This window comes from Paracoccus pacificus (genome assembly GCF_042680785.1).
Taxonomy (GTDB): domain Bacteria; phylum Pseudomonadota; class Alphaproteobacteria; order Rhodobacterales; family Rhodobacteraceae; genus Paracoccus; species Paracoccus pacificus.
This window is the reverse complement of the sequence record NZ_JBHUEN010000022.1, coordinates 40,210-55,545: the sequence shown is the minus strand read 5'-3', so window position 1 is coordinate 55,545 and position 15,336 is coordinate 40,210. Positions and strand designations below refer to the sequence as shown.

14 protein-coding genes are annotated in these 15,336 nt (G+C 64.8%); 5 read left to right on the top strand and 9 right to left on the bottom strand.

All coding sequences use genetic code 11. From position 1 onward, the window contains the following. Positions 1 to 153: 153 nt before the first annotated feature. The 3 genes from ACFSCT_RS09845 to ACFSCT_RS09835 form a co-directional block, all read right to left on the bottom strand. Positions 154 to 1,638, bottom strand: coding sequence for a carboxypeptidase M32 (locus ACFSCT_RS09845; protein WP_379142348.1), 1,485 nt, complete (start codon positions 1,636 to 1,638; stop codon positions 154 to 156). Beyond that, positions 1,635 to 2,780: a heme A synthase gene (ctaA, locus tag ACFSCT_RS09840; protein WP_379142346.1), complete on the bottom strand. Its 1,146-nt coding sequence runs from the start codon at positions 2,778 to 2,780 to the stop codon at positions 1,635 to 1,637. The genes ACFSCT_RS09845 and ctaA overlap by 4 nt, the downstream gene beginning before the upstream one ends. A 110-nt stretch (positions 2,781 to 2,890) precedes the next feature. Beyond that, a complete protein-coding gene (locus ACFSCT_RS09835) occupies positions 2,891 to 3,676 on the bottom strand; it encodes an RNA methyltransferase (RefSeq protein WP_379142343.1) in 786 nt (261 codons plus the stop codon). Between the two features lie 70 nt (positions 3,677 to 3,746). Here ACFSCT_RS09835 and ACFSCT_RS09830 point away from each other — a divergent pair, with 70 nt between their 5' ends. Continuing rightward, entirely contained in the window at positions 3,747 to 4,391 is a 645-nt protein-coding gene (locus tag ACFSCT_RS09830; protein WP_379142341.1) for a thiamine phosphate synthase, read from the top strand. Positions 4,392 to 4,499: 108 nt separating this feature from the next. Here the strand turns inward: ACFSCT_RS09830 and polA are convergent, their stop codons facing one another. After that, positions 4,500 to 7,349 carry a DNA polymerase I gene (gene polA / locus ACFSCT_RS09825; RefSeq protein ID WP_379142338.1) on the bottom strand — a complete coding sequence of 950 codons (2,850 nt, stop codon included), beginning with the start codon at positions 7,347 to 7,349 and terminating at the stop codon, positions 4,500 to 4,502. A gap of 174 nt (positions 7,350 to 7,523) precedes the next feature. Next, entirely contained in the window at positions 7,524 to 7,715 is a 192-nt protein-coding gene (locus tag ACFSCT_RS09820) for a zinc-finger domain-containing protein (protein WP_379142350.1), read from the bottom strand. A gap of 191 nt (positions 7,716 to 7,906) precedes the next feature. Between ACFSCT_RS09820 and ACFSCT_RS09815 the strand changes: the two genes are divergently transcribed. Further along, the gene (locus ACFSCT_RS09815; RefSeq protein ID WP_379142336.1) at positions 7,907 to 8,854 is read left to right on the top strand and encodes an ABC transporter ATP-binding protein; all 948 of its coding nucleotides are present in this window, start codon (positions 7,907 to 7,909) and stop codon (positions 8,852 to 8,854) included. 46 nt (positions 8,855 to 8,900) lie between these two features. Here the strand turns inward: ACFSCT_RS09815 and ACFSCT_RS09810 are convergent, their stop codons facing one another. Both ACFSCT_RS09810 and ACFSCT_RS09805 read right to left on the bottom strand, forming a co-directional pair. Next, positions 8,901 to 9,275 carry an HIT domain-containing protein gene (locus ACFSCT_RS09810; protein WP_379142335.1) on the bottom strand — a complete coding sequence of 125 codons (375 nt, stop codon included), beginning with the start codon at positions 9,273 to 9,275 and terminating at the stop codon, positions 8,901 to 8,903. A 17-nt stretch (positions 9,276 to 9,292) separates the two neighbouring features. Continuing rightward, entirely contained in the window at positions 9,293 to 10,870 is a 1,578-nt protein-coding gene (locus ACFSCT_RS09805) for a DUF5928 domain-containing protein (RefSeq protein WP_379142332.1), read from the bottom strand. A 136-nt stretch (positions 10,871 to 11,006) separates the two neighbouring features. Here ACFSCT_RS09805 and ACFSCT_RS09800 point away from each other — a divergent pair, with 136 nt between their 5' ends. Beyond that, positions 11,007 to 11,825, top strand: coding sequence for a sulfotransferase family protein (locus ACFSCT_RS09800; RefSeq protein WP_379142330.1), 819 nt, complete (start codon positions 11,007 to 11,009; stop codon positions 11,823 to 11,825). Between the two features lie 39 nt (positions 11,826 to 11,864). Here ACFSCT_RS09800 and ACFSCT_RS09795 read toward each other — a convergent pair whose 3' ends face one another. Together ACFSCT_RS09795 and nth are read right to left on the bottom strand one after the other, a co-directional pair. After that, on the bottom strand, positions 11,865 to 12,863 hold the full coding sequence (locus ACFSCT_RS09795; RefSeq protein WP_379142328.1) for an adenosine kinase: 999 nt from the start codon (positions 12,861 to 12,863) through the stop codon (positions 11,865 to 11,867). Then, positions 12,860 to 13,516 (bottom strand): endonuclease III, encoded by a 657-nt coding sequence (gene nth / locus ACFSCT_RS09790; protein WP_379142325.1) that lies wholly within the window; start codon positions 13,514 to 13,516, stop codon positions 12,860 to 12,862. The genes ACFSCT_RS09795 and nth overlap by 4 nt, the downstream gene beginning before the upstream one ends. Before the next feature lie 157 nt (positions 13,517 to 13,673). Here nth and ACFSCT_RS09785 point away from each other — a divergent pair, with 157 nt between their 5' ends. Continuing rightward, positions 13,674 to 14,285 carry a methylated-DNA--[protein]-cysteine S-methyltransferase gene (locus ACFSCT_RS09785; RefSeq protein ID WP_379142322.1) on the top strand — a complete coding sequence of 204 codons (612 nt, stop codon included), beginning with the start codon at positions 13,674 to 13,676 and terminating at the stop codon, positions 14,283 to 14,285. A gap of 201 nt (positions 14,286 to 14,486) precedes the next feature. Continuing rightward, entirely contained in the window at positions 14,487 to 15,164 is a 678-nt protein-coding gene (locus ACFSCT_RS09780) for a YiaD family glycine zipper/OmpA-like lipoprotein (RefSeq protein WP_379142319.1), read from the top strand. Positions 15,165 to 15,336: the final 172 nt, after the last annotated feature.

Here is a 15,336-nt window from a genome sequence, read left to right as displayed (position 1 = left end):
GAAGGGTGAATCACATCCCAGCAAATCTGTGAATCCAGATTCCGCCTGAAATGATCCCGCTCTAGCGTGCAGGCTTATCCCCGCTGTCGGGTTGCCCGCATTTGCACGCCGCATCCGCACCCGGATCGGACCGCGACCCGCCAGCCGTACCCGTTACAGCCGGTAGATCTCGCCGAATTTCCGCTCCAGATAATCCAGCAAAGGCACTTCGGAGATCGGCTCTCCGGTCGCCTGCTCGACCAGTGCGCGCGGCGGCAACAGCGCGCCGTGGCGCTGGACGTTTTCGCGCAGCCATTCGGTTCCGGCGGTCGCATCGCCGCGCGTCAGACCCGCGTCCAGATCCGGCACCTCGGCCCGCATCGCGCGGTTCAGACAGCCGGCATAGACATTCCCCAGCGTATAGGTGGGGAAATAACCGAACAGCCCCACCGACCAATGCACATCCTGCAGGACCCCGTTCGAGGGCCGGTCCACGGCCAGGCCGAAATCCTTCTGGAAGCGGGTGTTCCACGCCTCGGTCAGATCGTCGGTATCAAGCCGCCCCGCGATCAGGTCACGTTCCAGATCAAAGCGCAGCATGATGTGCAGGTTATACTGCACCTCGTCGGCCTCGGTGCGGATATAGCCCGGGGCGACGCGGTTGACGGTTTCATAAAAAGCCGTCGCGTCCGGGGTGCTGAGCGGGCCGAAGATTTCGACCAGACGATGATACAGCCATTCGGTGAAGGCGCGCGAGCGGCCCATCTGGTTCTCGAACATCCGGCTTTGGCTTTCGTGAACGCCCATCGAGACGCCGCGGCCCAGCGGCGTGAACGCATAATCGCTGTCGATGCCAAGCTCATAACAACTGTGCCCGACCTCGTGGATGGTGGAATAGATGCAGTTGAAGGGTTCGGCCTCGACCACGCGGGTGGTGATCCGGCTGTCCTGCCAGCGGCCCGAGCTGAACGGGTGCACCGCCAGATCCATGCGCCCCCGGCTCCAGTCATAACCGAAGGCGGTCGCGCAGGTCCGCGCCAGACGGAATTGCGCGTCATGTGAAAACGCGCCGGTCAGCGCGGCGGGCTGATGGTCGGCGCCAAGGATCTCTTCGCGCAGCGCGACCAGACGCGGCCGCATCCGGTCAAAGATCGCCGCGATGTCGGCCGATTTCGTATCGGGCTCGTAATCGTCCAGAAGCGCGTCGTAAAGCTCGGTCGCGCCGGTGGCGCCGTCGGCCAGCGCAGAGGCTTCCTCACGCTTCAGGGTCAGGATCTCGTTCAGCGTCGGCAAAAATTCCTCCGGCGCCTCATTGGCCCGGGCCGATGCCCAGATCCCCTGTCCAAGCGAGGTGATCCGCGCAAGTTCCGTCGCCAGCCGCGCCGGGATCTTCGAGGCGCGGGAAAAATCGCGGCCGATCAGTTCGATGATGCGGGCATCCTCATCATCCTGCGGCTCGGCGCGATCAAGCCATTCGCCGATACGCGGATCGGTGCGGCGTTCGTGCAGGACCGATTCCATCGCTGCCATTTCCTCGGCCCGCTGCTCGGTCGCGCCGCGCGGCATCACCGTTTCCTGATCCCAGCTCAGCCGTTCGGCGACCGAGGACAGCGCCTCGGTCACCCTGCGATGCGCAAGAAGTTCGTCGAAAGCCTTCATCGGATGGTCCCCCGCACCGAGGTTTCGTAAGGATAGCGCGCGTTGTGCCGCGCGCGGATGATCAGGCTGAACAGCACCACGGCGCCCAGTTGATGGGTCAGCGCCGCATGGAGCGGCGAGGCGAGGATCACGTTCATGATCCCCAGCCCGACCTGAATGACCATCATGACGATCATCGCGGAAAAGGCGCCGCGCGTCACCGGATGCGGGCTGCGGCGGGATTTCAGGAACACCACCAGCCCGTAGATCGCCAGAAGATAGCCGAGCATGCGGTGAATGAACTGCACCAACGCCGGGTTTTCAAAGAAATTATGCCAGATCGGCGTCATGTCGAAGGCCGCCGCGGGAAACCATTCGCCGCCCATCGTCGGCCAGCCGGTATACATCCGCCCCGCATCCAGCCCCGCGACCAGCGCCCCGACAAGGATTTGCAGGAACGCCAGATGCATCAGCCCCGTCGCCATGCCGAACAGCTTCGGTTCCCCCGCCCGGCGGGCACGCATCAGCGCGGCCTCGCTGCGCGACAGTTGCAGGACGTACCAGACGATCAGCCCGAGGATGGCGAAGGCCAGGCCCAGGTGAATGGCCAGCCGATAGCTCGCCACGCTGGTCAGCGTGCCAGTCAGCCCCGAGGACACCATCCACCAGCCGATCGCCCCCTGCACCGCGCCGAGAAGGCCCGGCAGAAGCAACCGTCCCGTCCAGCCGGTCGGGATCCGCCGGGTCGCGAGGAAGAACAGGAAGCCCGCCGCCCAGACCAGACCGATCAGCCGGCCCAGCAGCCGGTGCGCCCATTCCCAGTAATAGATCGCCTTGAACCCGGCCAGATCCATGTCGGGGTTCACTTCCCTGAACTGCGGGATCTGCTGGTATTTCTGAAACTCGGCCTCCCACGCGGCTTGATCCAGCGGCGGGATCGCGCCGGTCACCGGTTTCCATTCGGTGATCGAAAGACCGGCATCGGTCAGCCGGGTCGCGCCGCCCAGCATGATCATCGCCACCAGCATGACGTAAAGCACGATCAGCCAGATGCGGATTCCCCGCCGGTCGCCCTTTGGCGCGGCGTCGATCATCCCGCCCGAGGGCGGTTGCGGCGCGGGCTGGGTGTCGCTGACCTCTTGAAAGATCGGGCGTCGGGCCATTGGTCATTCCCTTCTTCTGGCGGGCGCGGCAGCCATGGCATGCGCCCCTGTTCAGGCTGGCGCGACACTAGGCGCGCCGCACGCGGGCCGCAAGCAGCACCGGCTGCGGCTTATTCACCCGGTGCGCGGTCTTTCCGGGCCAGTTGCCGCAACATGCCATGGAACAATTGCACGTCGCCGCGCGTCAAGGGCAAACGCGACCACATGTTGCGCAGCGTCAGTTGCATTCCCGGCGCCTTCTCGGGCGGGAAGAAGAACCCGGCCGCCTCCAGCCGTTCCTGCGCATGGTCGCCCAGTTTTTCGATCTCGACCCCGGTCGCGGGGATCTCGCCCGGCGGGCGGCGCCCGGGCGGCGCGGGCTCGGGCGGCAGGTGATCCCTGCCCCATTCATACCCGATGAGCAGCACCGCCTGCGCCAGATTGATGCTGGCGAACTGGGGATTGACCGGGACCGTCACGATCTCGGAGGCGCGGGCGACATCGGCGTTTTCCAGCCCCGCGCGTTCCGGCCCGAAGATGACGCCGACGCGCCGCCCCCCGGCCACCATGGCGCGGGCGGCTTTCATCGCGGTCTCGGGCGTGCGGACCGGTTTCGTCAACTCGCGGCCCCGCGCGGTGGTGGCCCAGGTAAAGTCGATGCCTGCAAGGGCTTCGGCCAGCGTCGGAAACACCTGCGCGCGGTCCAGAACCTGCCCCGCCGCGCCCGAAGCCATCGCCACCGCATCCGGGTTCGGCCAGCCGTCGCGGGGTGCGACCAGACGCATCTCGGTCAGGCCGAAGTTCAGCATCGCCCGGGCGGCGGCGCCGATATTGGCGGCCATCTGCGGACGTACAAGGATGATGACCGGCTGCTGCGGGTCGGCGGGAACGGCATGGCGCGACATAGGCGCGGGCATAGCCGCCGTAGACGATCTTGGCAATCCGGGTGGGTATGGGTTACTCAGCAGGACCAGACCGGGGGCAGCCATGACCGACAGAACCAGACAGACCGAACCGACGGCCACCGGCCCGCAGCTTTATCTGGAAACCCCGGCCGGCGCCGATGCGGCCGCCTTCGGGCCGATGCTGGGCGATGTGTTGGACCGCTTTCCGGTGGCGTGCCTGCGAATCAACGGCGCCGGGGATGAGGCCGCGCTTGGCCGTCTGGCCGATGTCTGCCGCGAGGCCGCGCATGCCCGCGACGTGGCCGTGGTGATCGACGACCATCTGCGGCTGGCGCAGGTCCATGGCCTGGACGGGGTGCATCTAACCGATGGCGCGCGCGGTGTCCGCGCCGCCCGCAAGGAACTCGGCGCCGATGGAATCGTCGGCGCTTTCTGCGGCGGATCGCGCCATGACGGGATGAACGCGGCCGAGGCGGGGGCGGATTACGTCGCCTTTGGACCGGTCGGCGACAGCGGTCTGGGCCGCGAGGGGCCGATCGACCCCGATCTGCTGGCCTGGTGGTCCGAGATGATCGAGGTGCCGGTCGTAGCCCAGGGCGCCCTTACCGCCGAACTGATCCGAACACTGACCCCGATCACCGATTTCATCGCCATCGGCCCCGAAATCTGGGCCGCCCCCGACCCGCTTGAGGCTCTGGCGGCGCTGTGGGCGGCTGCGAGACCCTGATACTACTCCACCGGGACGCGCCCGGATATGGCGGCGAGGCGGAACCGGACCCGGACCGCCGTGCTGCGGATCATCGGCCCGGCGCGGGCGCCGGCGGCGGGTTCCGGATCAATGGGCCTCGGCCCAGCTCGCCCCGACGCCCGCATCGACCAGCAGCGGCACGGACAGCTTGACCGCAGGCTCGGCCGCCCCTTCCATGACCTCGCGCGCCGCCGTGATCAGCGGCTCGACCGCCGATTCCTCGACCTCGAAGACCAGTTCGTCATGCACCTGCAACAGCATTTTCGCGGGGATGTCCCTGATCGCTTCGGGCATGCGGATCATCGCGCGGCGGATGATGTCCGCGGCGGCGCCCTGAATGGGTGCGTTGATCGCCGCGCGGCGCGCGCCGCCGACCGCCGGGCCCGACTGGTTAATGCCCGGGGTGTGAATGCGGCGGCCGAACAGCGTGCGCACGAAACCGTCGCGCTTCGCATCCGCGACGGTGCGGTCCATATAGGCGCGGATTTCGGGAAACCGCTGGAAATAGGTGTCGATGAAAGCCTGCGCCTCGGCCCGGGGGATGCGCAGATTGCGCGCCAGCCCAAAGCCGGAAATGCCGTAGATCACCCCGAAGTTGATCGCCTTCGCGCTGCGCCGGATCATCGGGTCCATCCCCTCGATCGGGACGTTGAACATCTGGCTGGCGGTCAATGCGTGAATGTCGAGCCCGTCCAGAAACGCCTGCCGAAGCGCCGGAATATCGGCGACATGGGCCAGAATGCGCAGCTCGATCTGGCTATAGTCAAGGCTGACCAGCCGCATGCCCGGACCAGCCACGAAAGCCTCGCGGATGCGGCGGCCTTCCTCGCTGCGCACCGGGATGTTCTGCAGGTTGGGATCGGTCGAGGCCAGACGCCCAGTCTGCGCCCCGGCGATGGAATAGCTGGTGTGAACCCGCCCGGTTTCAGGGTTCACATGCTGCGGCAGCGCGTCGGTATAGGTCGATTTCAGCTTGCTGACCTGCCGCCAGTCCAGCACCCGCGCCGGCAGATCATGCCCCTCGGCGGCCAGATCCTCAAGCACGTCGGCGCTGGTCGACATCGCGCCCGATTTGCCGGTCTTGCTGCCGGTCAGGTTCATCTGGCCGAAAAGAATCTCGCCCAGCTGCTTGGGTGAGCCAAGGTTGAAACGCGTGCCGGCCAAACTCTCTGCCTCTTGCTCAAGCTGGGCCATCTTCTGGCTGAAGTTGCCCGACATGGCGCGCAGGTGATCGGGGTCGATGCGGACGCCGGTCATCTCCATCCCGGCCAGCACCTCGATCATCGGGCGTTCCAGCGTCTCATAGACTGTGTCGACACCCTCGGCCGGAAGCTGCGGGCGGAACAACTGCCACAGCCGCCAGGTTACATCGGCATCCTCGGCCGCATAGGCGGTCGCGGCGTCAATGGCGACGCGGTCAAAGGTGATCTGCGCCTTGCCCGAGCCGATCAGATCCTTGATCGGCTGCGCGCTGTGGTGAAGGTAGGTTTCCGATAATTCGTCCATGCCGTGATTGTGGCGCCCCGCGTTCAGCGCATAGGACATCAGCATGGTGTCATCGACCGGCGTCATGCGGATGCCGTATCGCGCCAGGATCTTCCAGTCATACTTGGCGTTATGCAGGATTTTCAGGACGCCCGGATCCTCAAGCACCGGCTTCAGCAGGGCCAGCGCCCGGTCAAGCGCCATCTGCCCCTCGGCCCGGGCGCCGCCGCCGAACAGATCGGCCTGTCCCAGCACATGGCCAAGCGGGATATAGGCCGCCCTGCCGGCCTCGACGCACAGCGACACCCCGACCAGATCGGCCCGCATCTCATCAAGTCCGGTGGTTTCGGTGTCGATCGCCACCGCGCCCTTGTCGGTGATCTCGGCTAGCCAAGCGGCAAGCGTTGCTTCGTCACTGATGGTGACATAGGCGCCGCGATCAATGGGCGGCATGTCGGGCGCCGCGGGGGCCTCGGCCGTCGCACGCGCCGGCGCGGTGGTAGCGGACCCCGGAATCGGCGCGGGAACCGGCGACGGTGCCGGCGCGTCCACATCGAAACGGTCCGCAACCCGTTTGGTCAGCGTCCGAAATTCCATCTTGTTCAGAAAAGAGATCAGGTTTTCCGGGTCCGGGGTTCTGACCTCCAGCTTGTCCAGGCCGAAATCCAGCGGCGTTTCGCAGTCAAGCGTCACCAACCGCCGCGAGAGACGGATCTGTTCGGCGTTGTCGATCAGGGTCTGGCGGCGCTTGGGCTGTTTGATCTGCTCGGCGCTGGCAAGCAAATTGTCCAGATCGCCATATTCCTGAATAAGTTGCGCGGCAGTCTTGATCCCGATTCCAGGCGCACCCGGCACGTTGTCGACGGCGTCCCCGGCAAGGGATTGCACGTCGACCACCCGGTCGGGATAGACGCCGAATTTCTCGAACACCTCATCACGGCCGATCAGCTTGTTCTTGATCGGGTCCAGCATCGCGACCCCGTCCCCGACCAGTTGCATCAGATCCTTGTCGCTGCTGATGATCGTCACCCGGCCACCCGCATCGCGCATCTGGCAGGACAAGGTGGCGATGATGTCGTCGGCCTCGTAATCCGGCACCTCGATCGAAGCGACGTTGAAGGCAAGCGTCGCTTCGCGGGTAAGGGGGAATTGCGGCTTAAGATCCTCGGGCAGATCGGGGCGGTTCGACTTGTACTGATCATAGATATTGTTGCGGAAGGTCACCGAACCATGGTCGAAAATCACCGCCGCATGGGTGGGTGCATCGTCACCGCGCGCATCTTCGATGTATTTCCACAGCATGTTGCAAAAGCCCGCGACCGCGCCAACCGGCAGCCCGTCGGATTTGCGGGTCAGCGGCGGCAGCGCGTGATAGGCGCGAAAAATGAAGGCCGATCCGTCGATCAGGTGCAGATGCTGGCCGTTGCCGGGTTTGGTGCCGGAATTGCTCATGCGTGGAATCCCCTGTCTTTCGCGGCCGCGTGCGACCGTTCTGCCACAGCATCGCGGCAGGGCCAAGGGCCGCCACGGGAACGCCGTCCGGGGGGGGGGACGGCCGCGCGATATGGCTATGCCGGGCGCCGGTTCAGACCGGCACGGCGGATCGCGCGCCCAAAGGCGCGGCGGTCAGTGGTCGTCGTGGATATGGGCGTTGGGGTCAAGCTCATACCGGCAATCGCAATAGCCGCAATCGACGAAACCGACCGCCTCGGGAATGGTCAGCCAGACCCGCGGATGCCCCAGCGCCTGCGCCTGATCGCCGTCGCAGGCGATGCGGGTTCTGGTCACCACCACGACCTGCGGAGCCGGTCGCGCCAGCTCGGCCCGGGTTGCGGCGATCTCGGCCGCGCCGATCGCGGCACCGACCGAGGCGGCATAACCGGGTTCGCGGGCGTGTTTCGCGGGCTGCTCTGCGTGCTTCGTCTTGGCCAAGGGCGGGCTCCTGTATCTTGTGGCGGCCCCGCTTCGGGGGTTATGTCGGGTGCGATATTAGCGGGAAGAACCAGCCGATGCCAGATAACGCAAGCCCCAGCGCCATTGAAATCCGCGACTTGCGCAAAATCTATGCCGCGTCCGGAAACCAACCCCCCAAAGAGGCGCTGAAGGGCATCAATCTGGACATTCCGAACGGCTCGATCTTTGGGCTTCTTGGTCCGAACGGTGCCGGAAAATCAACGATCATCAACATATTGGCCGGTCTTGTCAACAAGACCTCGGGCCATGTCAAAATCTGGGGCTTCGATCAGGACGTCAATCCGCGCCAGTCCCGCGCCGCCATCGGTGTCATGCCGCAAGAGCTGAACATAGACCCGTTCCTGCCGCCCCGCGCCAGTCTGGAGGTGCAGGCGGGTCTGTATGGCGTGCCCGCAAGGGAACGCTGGACGGATGAGATCCTGGCGCTGGTCGGGTTGACCGCGCAGGCCGACAGCTATGCCCGGAACCTGTCGGGCGGCATGAAACGGCGGCTGTTGCTGGCCAAGGCGCTGGTTCACCGGCCGCAGATACTGGTGCTCGATGAGCCGACCGCCGGGGTCGACATCGACCTGCGCGCCATGCTTTGGGACAATGTGCGCCGCCTGAACCGCGACGGCATGACCATCATCCTGACCACGCATTATCTGGAAGAGGCACAAGAGATGTGCGACGAAATCGCCATCATCAACCATGGTCAGGTCATCGCGCGCGAAAGCACCTCGGGGCTGCTGGGGCGGGCGGACACGAAAACGCTGGTGATTGACACCGGCGGCCCCGGGCCAGTCCCCGACCTGCCCGACGGCGCGCAGGGCATGCGGCGGGACAACGGGTTGCTTGCGATCAACTATCGACCCTCGGCGCTGCGGACCGATCAGTTGATCGACGCCTTGCGCGCCGCCGGTCAGCCGTTGCTGGACGTGACCACCGAGGAACCGGATCTGGAGGATGTCTTTGTCAGCCTGACCCGGCAGGATCGGGGCTGATCCGGCGGCGCGACCGGCGCCGGCCCTGCCAGCCGCGACAGCCGCGTCAGTCGCGGCAGATCATCCGCCCCATCGGCGCGCCGCCCAGAATATGCATGTGGAAATGCGGCACTTCCTGCACGCCGTTTTCGCCCGCATTGGTGATGGCGCGGAAGCCCTTGCCCTTATCCAGCGACACGCCCGCCTGTGCGGCGACCCGCGCCAGAGTGCGGTGGAAATCCACGATCTCGGCATCCGGGGCATTGGCCGCGAAATCGTCGTAACTGACGTATTTCCCCTTGGGGATCACCAGAATATGCACTGGCGCCTGCGGGCGAATGTCGCGAAAAGCCAGCGTGTGGTCCGTTTCGGCGACGGTATCATTCGGCATCTCGCCGCGCAGGATGCGCGCGAAGATATTCTGATCGTCATAGGTCGGCATGGCGTTCCCCTTTCTGGTTAATCCCTGAACAGATCCGTGGTTTGCGCCAGTTCAAGCGCCACCTTGTTATCCACTCCAAGGAACCCGGACAATTGCTCGGCATTCTCAAGATCCGACTTGTACCGCGATATCTGGAACAATGCCGGACCGACGAGATCGCTCAAAAGCTCGGCCTCATGTTGCAGATCGGCCCGCATGATCGGAATCAGGCGGCGATAAGCGCTGTCGGAAATGGTCTCGCCGACCAGCCCGACGCGCTGCAAATGCCCGCGCAGATAGTCGTCGTCGAAATCGGAATCGATCAACAGGATCCTTGTATTGGATTTATCCGCCATGAAGTCGCGGACCAGTTCGAGGTTGGAGGTATCAAGACAGATAACCAGCCGCGACTTGCCGTAATGTTCAAACAGCATACGCACCGCCGCCCGGCGGTGCCGCTGAAGCTTCGACAGCGACCGGTCGATCCCCCCCAGATCGGGCAGATGCGACCCGGATTCGTTGAACAGGAAATCCACCGCCGGAAGATCGGACCGCGCCCGGATGCCGGCGGTCAGACGTTTGGCAACATGCCATTTTTTGCAGACCACGATCATCAACTGGTTCTGGCGCCCGACACTGGAATCCTTCTCCCAGAAGCGGGGGGCGAAGCGCCGGCCGGCGCGGCCGCGGCCGGTCAGAAACCGGTAAAGACCCCTGCCCTCGTTCGAGATTGCAAACGACGTCTCATCCGAATTCCACAGCGCCCCCAACCGTTCGCGCAGATCCAGCGCCTCGGCGCTTATCTTGCGGGCGAACAGATAATCCTGCCCGATCAGCAGATCGTAGTGGTCGTTATAAAACGTCACCGGCATGCCATAATCGGTGAACATCAGGAATGTCAGGGTGCGATTGCGAATTTGTCCGCGCGGTATGATATGCGGCACGAGCGTCTGGAAAAACGTCTCATCAGGGATCCAGGTCGTCGAAAAGAACCGGATGATATCGGGGCGGCTGTCGACGAAATTCAGCACCGACTCGATCGTCTGGCGGCGCAGGCACCACCATTGCGACCCGATGCGGATATCCAGTTCCGCCGGAACGGTCCGGGTCAGCCCCAAACGGCGCTGAATTTCATAGCTGATATAAAACAGTTTCTTTTGACGACGCTCATTAAACCAATGCCGGTAAATCAGACGTTCGTCGCGAAAACCGGTTTTTATCCACCCCGAGTTGAAAAAATCCACATTCTCGATATAATCGACATCATTGGCATCCAGAAAATCATGCGCATATCTGGCCGATTTCGTCGGCATGCAATCGCCCGAAAGCATGTAAAAATGCGTGGCGGTCGGAAACGCCTGGGTCGCGGCCCGCACCGCGGCCAAGGTTGCGGCAACCAGAGACCACCCGCCCCAGCCGCATTTTATCCGCCGCCTGGCGAAGCATACCCTTGAATTTGCAGACAAAGCCGTACGAATTCGTTCAAAATCCGGCGTCGGTGAGCGGCCGTCGAAATGGATCGCGACGAAGTCGCCCGCCTCGGTCAGCCGCTCCGCCTGGGCAATCACCCCCGCCGGATCCTTGTGCGCCAGAAGTATAAATGCGATGCGGGCCATCGTTATTCGCACTGAGTTCGCTTTGGTCCGTCAGATCGCAAAGTCGGACGTTGAAAATACCTGAACAATCTGCTTTCTGTTGTGGACCATTTTTACCCGGGCGGCAAGCCGGGCAATATCGAAAGGTAAAGCAGGCATGAGTTTCCCCGGCACCTGGATGACCGAAAGCGAAAGCATGGTGTATCGCGTGGTTCCGAAATGCGCTTGCTCGACCATCGGCCAGATCATGTTCTTCTCGGACCATGGCCAGTACTTCGACGGCGACATCCACGATTCGACCACCGGCCTGCACAAATGGGCCCAGCCGGAAAGCCAGCCGTTGATCGAGGCGAATGTGCGGGCGCACAAGGCCCGGACATTCACCTGCGTACGCAACCCTTATGGCCGCATCCTGTCGTCGTTCTTCGACAAGATCGCCGGCATTCAGCGCAACGGCCGTCGCTATCGCGGCAATCTGGTGCCGCAACTCGTGCAGAAATACGGGGTCGATGTCGGCAGCCCCGAGAACGGGTTCGAATTCGACCAGATCGCCAGCTTCCGCCGGTTTCTGCTGTTCGCCCGCGACACGATCCGCTGGCGCCGCCCGATGGATCCCGACATCCACTGGTCGGCGATGTCGGGTCATATCTCGACCTTCATCGTGAACGGCGGCCGCTATGACCAGATCTTCTTCACCGAAAAGTTCAACGACGGCATGAAGGCCGTGCTGGACACGGTCGAGACCCCGGTCGATGTCGATGTCGAAAAAGTGCCGCGCTTCAACGAATCAGAGGGGCATGGCCCCAAGCGCGCCCATCCGATCAGCGCCTATTTCGACGATCTTTCCCGCCATCTGGTCTGGGAAATCTACAAGCGCGATTTCCAGTTGTTCCGCTATGACTTCGACGACCCCGACAACAAAATGCCGACCGGGGAAATCGACCTGGATGAGGTTCACGCCAAGCTGGGCCGATAAAGCGCCACCGGGCGCCGGGGAACGTCGCGGCGCGTCCGGTTATTCCAGCCCCTCGGCCCGGAACAGCGCGGCGACATCCGTTTCGGGCCGCGCGCCGATGTGGCTGATTACCTCGGCCGCGGCTATGCAGCCCATCCGGCCCGCGACCGCCAGCGGCTTGCCCGTGGCCAGCCCATAGATCAGCCCCGCCGCGAACTGATCGCCCGCCCCGGTCGCATCCATCGGAACCACCCGCTGCACCGGCGCCGTGACCCGCTCGTCGCCCCGGATCAGGATCGCATCCTCGCCCGAGCGGGTGCAGATCACCATCTCGCAATCGGCGCGGGCAAGGCGCAGCGCCTCTTCCAGATCCTCGACCTGATAAAGCGCCTGCCATTCGTGCACATTGCCGATGACGTAATCCATCTGCTCGCGCACAAGACGGCGGAAATCGTCGCGGTGCCGATCGACGCAGAACGGATCGGACAGCGCGATCCCGGCCTTGCCGCCGCCGCGGTGACAGGCGCCGGCAGCGGTCAGAAACGCCGCCTTTCCCGCCGGTTTGTCGAACAGATACCCCTCAAGAAACAGCCAGCCGGCGCGCGCGACGGTCGCCTCGTCAACGTCCGGCCCCCCCAGTTCGGCCGAGATGCCGAGATAGGTGTTCATCGACCGCTCGCCATCCGGGGTCACGAAGATGATCGAGCGCGAGGTCGGCAGCGCCGCCCCCGCCACCGCCGGGTTGAGATAGTCGGTTCCGGCCGCGACCGTCTGCGCGACATAGCTGCGGCCCAACTCGTCATCCGCCACCCGCCCGATGAAGGCCGTCGCCAGCCCCAGCCGGCCGATCCCGGCAAGCGTGTTGGCGACCGAGCCGCCGGGCACCAGCCGGACCTGGCCGCGGGCGGATTGCGCGGCGGTCAGGAACTCGGCCCGGTCACGCTCGATCAGTTGCATGATGCCCTTTTCGACGCCGAGCTCGGTCAGAACCGCATCGGGGCAAGGCGCCAGAACGTCGATAATGGCATTGCCGATGCCGATGACATCATGGCGCTTCATACGGTCTTCTCCGGATAGGGGCACAGGTCGTTGATGATGCACAGCGCGCAACGCGGACGCCGGGCCTGACAGATATAACGGCCGTGCAGGATCATCCAGTGATGGGCCTTAAGCTGAAATTCGGCCGGAACGTTATCCTCGATGCCGCGCTCGACCGCGACGACATCGGCCCCGGGGGCAATGCGGACGCGGTTGGCGATGCGGAAAATATGGGTGTCGACCGCCTGCGTCGGCTGGCCGAACCAGACGTTCAGCACCACATTCGCGGTCTTGCGCCCCACCCCCGGCAAGGATTGCAGCGCGGCACGCGAGCTTGGCACCTCGCCGCCGTAATTCTCGACCAGAATCCGCGACAGGCGCATCACATTGGCGGCCTTCTGGCGGTAAAGGCCGATGGTGCGGATATGGTCGACCAGCCCCTCCTCGCCCAGTTCCAGCATCTGCTGCGGGGTCGAAACCCGGGCGAAAAGCGGGCGGGTGGCGCGGTTCACCCCGGCGTCGGTGGCCTGCGCCGAAAGCGCGACCGCCACCAGAAGCGTGAAGGCGTTGGTATATTTCAGATCGGAAACGGGTTCGGGGTTCGCCTCTCGGAAGCGCGCGAATACGGCCCGTTGCTGGGCGTAAGGCAGGGCAGAGGGTAAAGCGCGGGCCATGCCCCTGCTATGGCGGCAAATTCCGGGCCGGGCAAGGGCCGCGCGGCTGATTTTGCCCGCCCATGCGGCTGCCCGCCCGGGCTTGCCGGGGTGATCTGGAAGGCCGTCATGGTCGGTGCTAGCCTTGACCCGCCCATTTTCGCCGAAGGAGCCCCGCATGTCCTCCGACCGCCTGCCCGTCCAAGGCGCCGCCGACGCGGCCGCCCCGGATCGCGGCCTTACCATCCGCTTTCGCGTGACCCCGGTTCTGCCGGCTGGCCGCCGGGGCGAGGGGGTGACCCTGTGCCTCGGCCGTTTCCAGACCCGTTTCGGCCCGGTTCTTCTGTTGGGCGAGGGCGGCGCGCTGTGGGGGCTCGCGCTAAGTGCCGAGATCGGTGAGGATGCCGCGATGGCGGATATGGCGGCGCGCTGGCCGATGGCGCGGATCGTCGAGGCCCCCGAGGCGATGGAGCCCATTCTCAGCACGCTTTTGCGCGGCGCGGGTGAGCTGCGCGTCGTGCTGACCGGCAGCGATTTTCAACAACGGGTCTGGCGCGCGCTGGCCGAGGTGCCCTATGGGCAAAGGATCAGCTATGGCCAACTGGCCGACCGGATCGGACAGCCGCGCGCCGTCCGCGCCGTGGCCAGCGCCGTCGGGCAGAACCCCGTCGCATGGGTCCTGCCCTGCCATCGCGTCACCCGCGCCGGCGGCGACGGGTCGGGCGGCGGATTTCACTGGGGCCTGTCGATAAAGCGGGCAATGCTTGCCGCCGAACGCGACAACGGCTAGGAATGGCGCCCCGGCGAACGCGGGCCGATCCGGTTTAATCTCGCTAATGTGACGTGTGATCAATGGGTTCTGATGCTTTCGGCTGGCCAGAACATGGAACCCGCCCTAGGATTGGCGCGTTTCGCAGCCGGTAGCCCGGCAACGTTGATCGAACCAGCGTCGGCCTTGGGCCGAGATGACCGTCAAACTGAAAGGTTCACCATGAAAGCCAGAATTTCCCTGTTGGGCGGGGCTGCCGCCCTGATCGCGCTCGGCGCCTGTACCGATCCCTATGCGACCGGCACCGTCGGCACCGCCGGAGGCACGGGCATGTCGAATACCCAGAAAGGCGCCATCGCCGGCGCCGTGATTGGCGGGGTGCTGGGCGGCACCCGCGACAAGGACAAGAACAATCAGGGCCGCGACGCCGCCCGTGGCGCGATCCTTGGTGCCGCAGCCGGCGCGCTTGCCGGCAATATCATGGACAATCAGGCCCGGGCATTGGAGCAGTCGATCCAGAACCCGAACGTCCGCGTCGTGAACAACGGCCAGTATCTGACCGTGACCATGCCGCAGGATGTTCTGTTCGCGACCGACAGCACCGCCGTCAGCTCGGCCAGCCAGTCCGACCTTTACGCGGTCGCCCGCAACCTCCAGCAATATCCGAACACCCGCGTCGAGGTGATCGGCCACACCGATGACACCGGTTCGGCCGCCTATAACCAGGATCTGTCGCAGCGCCGCGCCAGCGCCGTCGCCAATGTGCTGATCGCCGGCGGTGTGCCGACAAGCCGGGTTTCGGCCGTCGGCCGGGGCGAATCGCAGCCGGTCGCATCGAACGCCGATGCCAGCGGCCGGGCGAAGAACCGCCGGGTCGAGCTGATTATCCGCCCGATGTAACTTCGCGCGCATCTGCAAACGCGGAAGGGCCGGGTTCATCCCCGGCCCTTTTGCTTTGGCCGCCGCCGTCGTCGCGCAACCGAACGCCCGCGCGACCAAGGGTGCGCCCGAAATGAAACGCCCCGCCGCATCATCTGCGACGGGGCCAATTGCGTGCCTTTCGGCGGAACCG

Coding starts and splice junctions, on each gene's coding strand:
- ACFSCT_RS09845 (WP_379142348.1), bottom strand. CDS start 1,638: ATGAAGGCTTTCGACGAACTTCTTGCGCATCGCAGGGTGACCGAGGCG.
- ACFSCT_RS09815 (WP_379142336.1), top strand. CDS start 7,907: ATGCCAGATAACGCAAGCCCCAGCGCCATTGAAATCCGCGACTTGCGC.
- ctaA (WP_379142346.1), bottom strand. CDS start 2,780: ATGGCCCGACGCCCGATCTTTCAAGAGGTCAGCGACACCCAGCCCGCG.
- ACFSCT_RS09800 (WP_379142330.1), top strand. CDS start 11,007: ATGAGTTTCCCCGGCACCTGGATGACCGAAAGCGAAAGCATGGTGTAT.
- ACFSCT_RS09785 (WP_379142322.1), top strand. CDS start 13,674: ATGTCCTCCGACCGCCTGCCCGTCCAAGGCGCCGCCGACGCGGCCGCC.
- ACFSCT_RS09830 (WP_379142341.1), top strand. CDS start 3,747: ATGACCGACAGAACCAGACAGACCGAACCGACGGCCACCGGCCCGCAG.
- ACFSCT_RS09780 (WP_379142319.1), top strand. CDS start 14,487: ATGAAAGCCAGAATTTCCCTGTTGGGCGGGGCTGCCGCCCTGATCGCG.
- ACFSCT_RS09795 (WP_379142328.1), bottom strand. CDS start 12,863: ATGAAGCGCCATGATGTCATCGGCATCGGCAATGCCATTATCGACGTT.
- polA (WP_379142338.1), bottom strand. CDS start 7,349: ATGAGCAATTCCGGCACCAAACCCGGCAACGGCCAGCATCTGCACCTG.
- ACFSCT_RS09805 (WP_379142332.1), bottom strand. CDS start 10,870: ATGGCCCGCATCGCATTTATACTTCTGGCGCACAAGGATCCGGCGGGG.
- ACFSCT_RS09810 (WP_379142335.1), bottom strand. CDS start 9,275: ATGCCGACCTATGACGATCAGAATATCTTCGCGCGCATCCTGCGCGGC.
- ACFSCT_RS09835 (WP_379142343.1), bottom strand. CDS start 3,676: ATGCCCGCGCCTATGTCGCGCCATGCCGTTCCCGCCGACCCGCAGCAG.
- nth (WP_379142325.1), bottom strand. CDS start 13,516: ATGGCCCGCGCTTTACCCTCTGCCCTGCCTTACGCCCAGCAACGGGCC.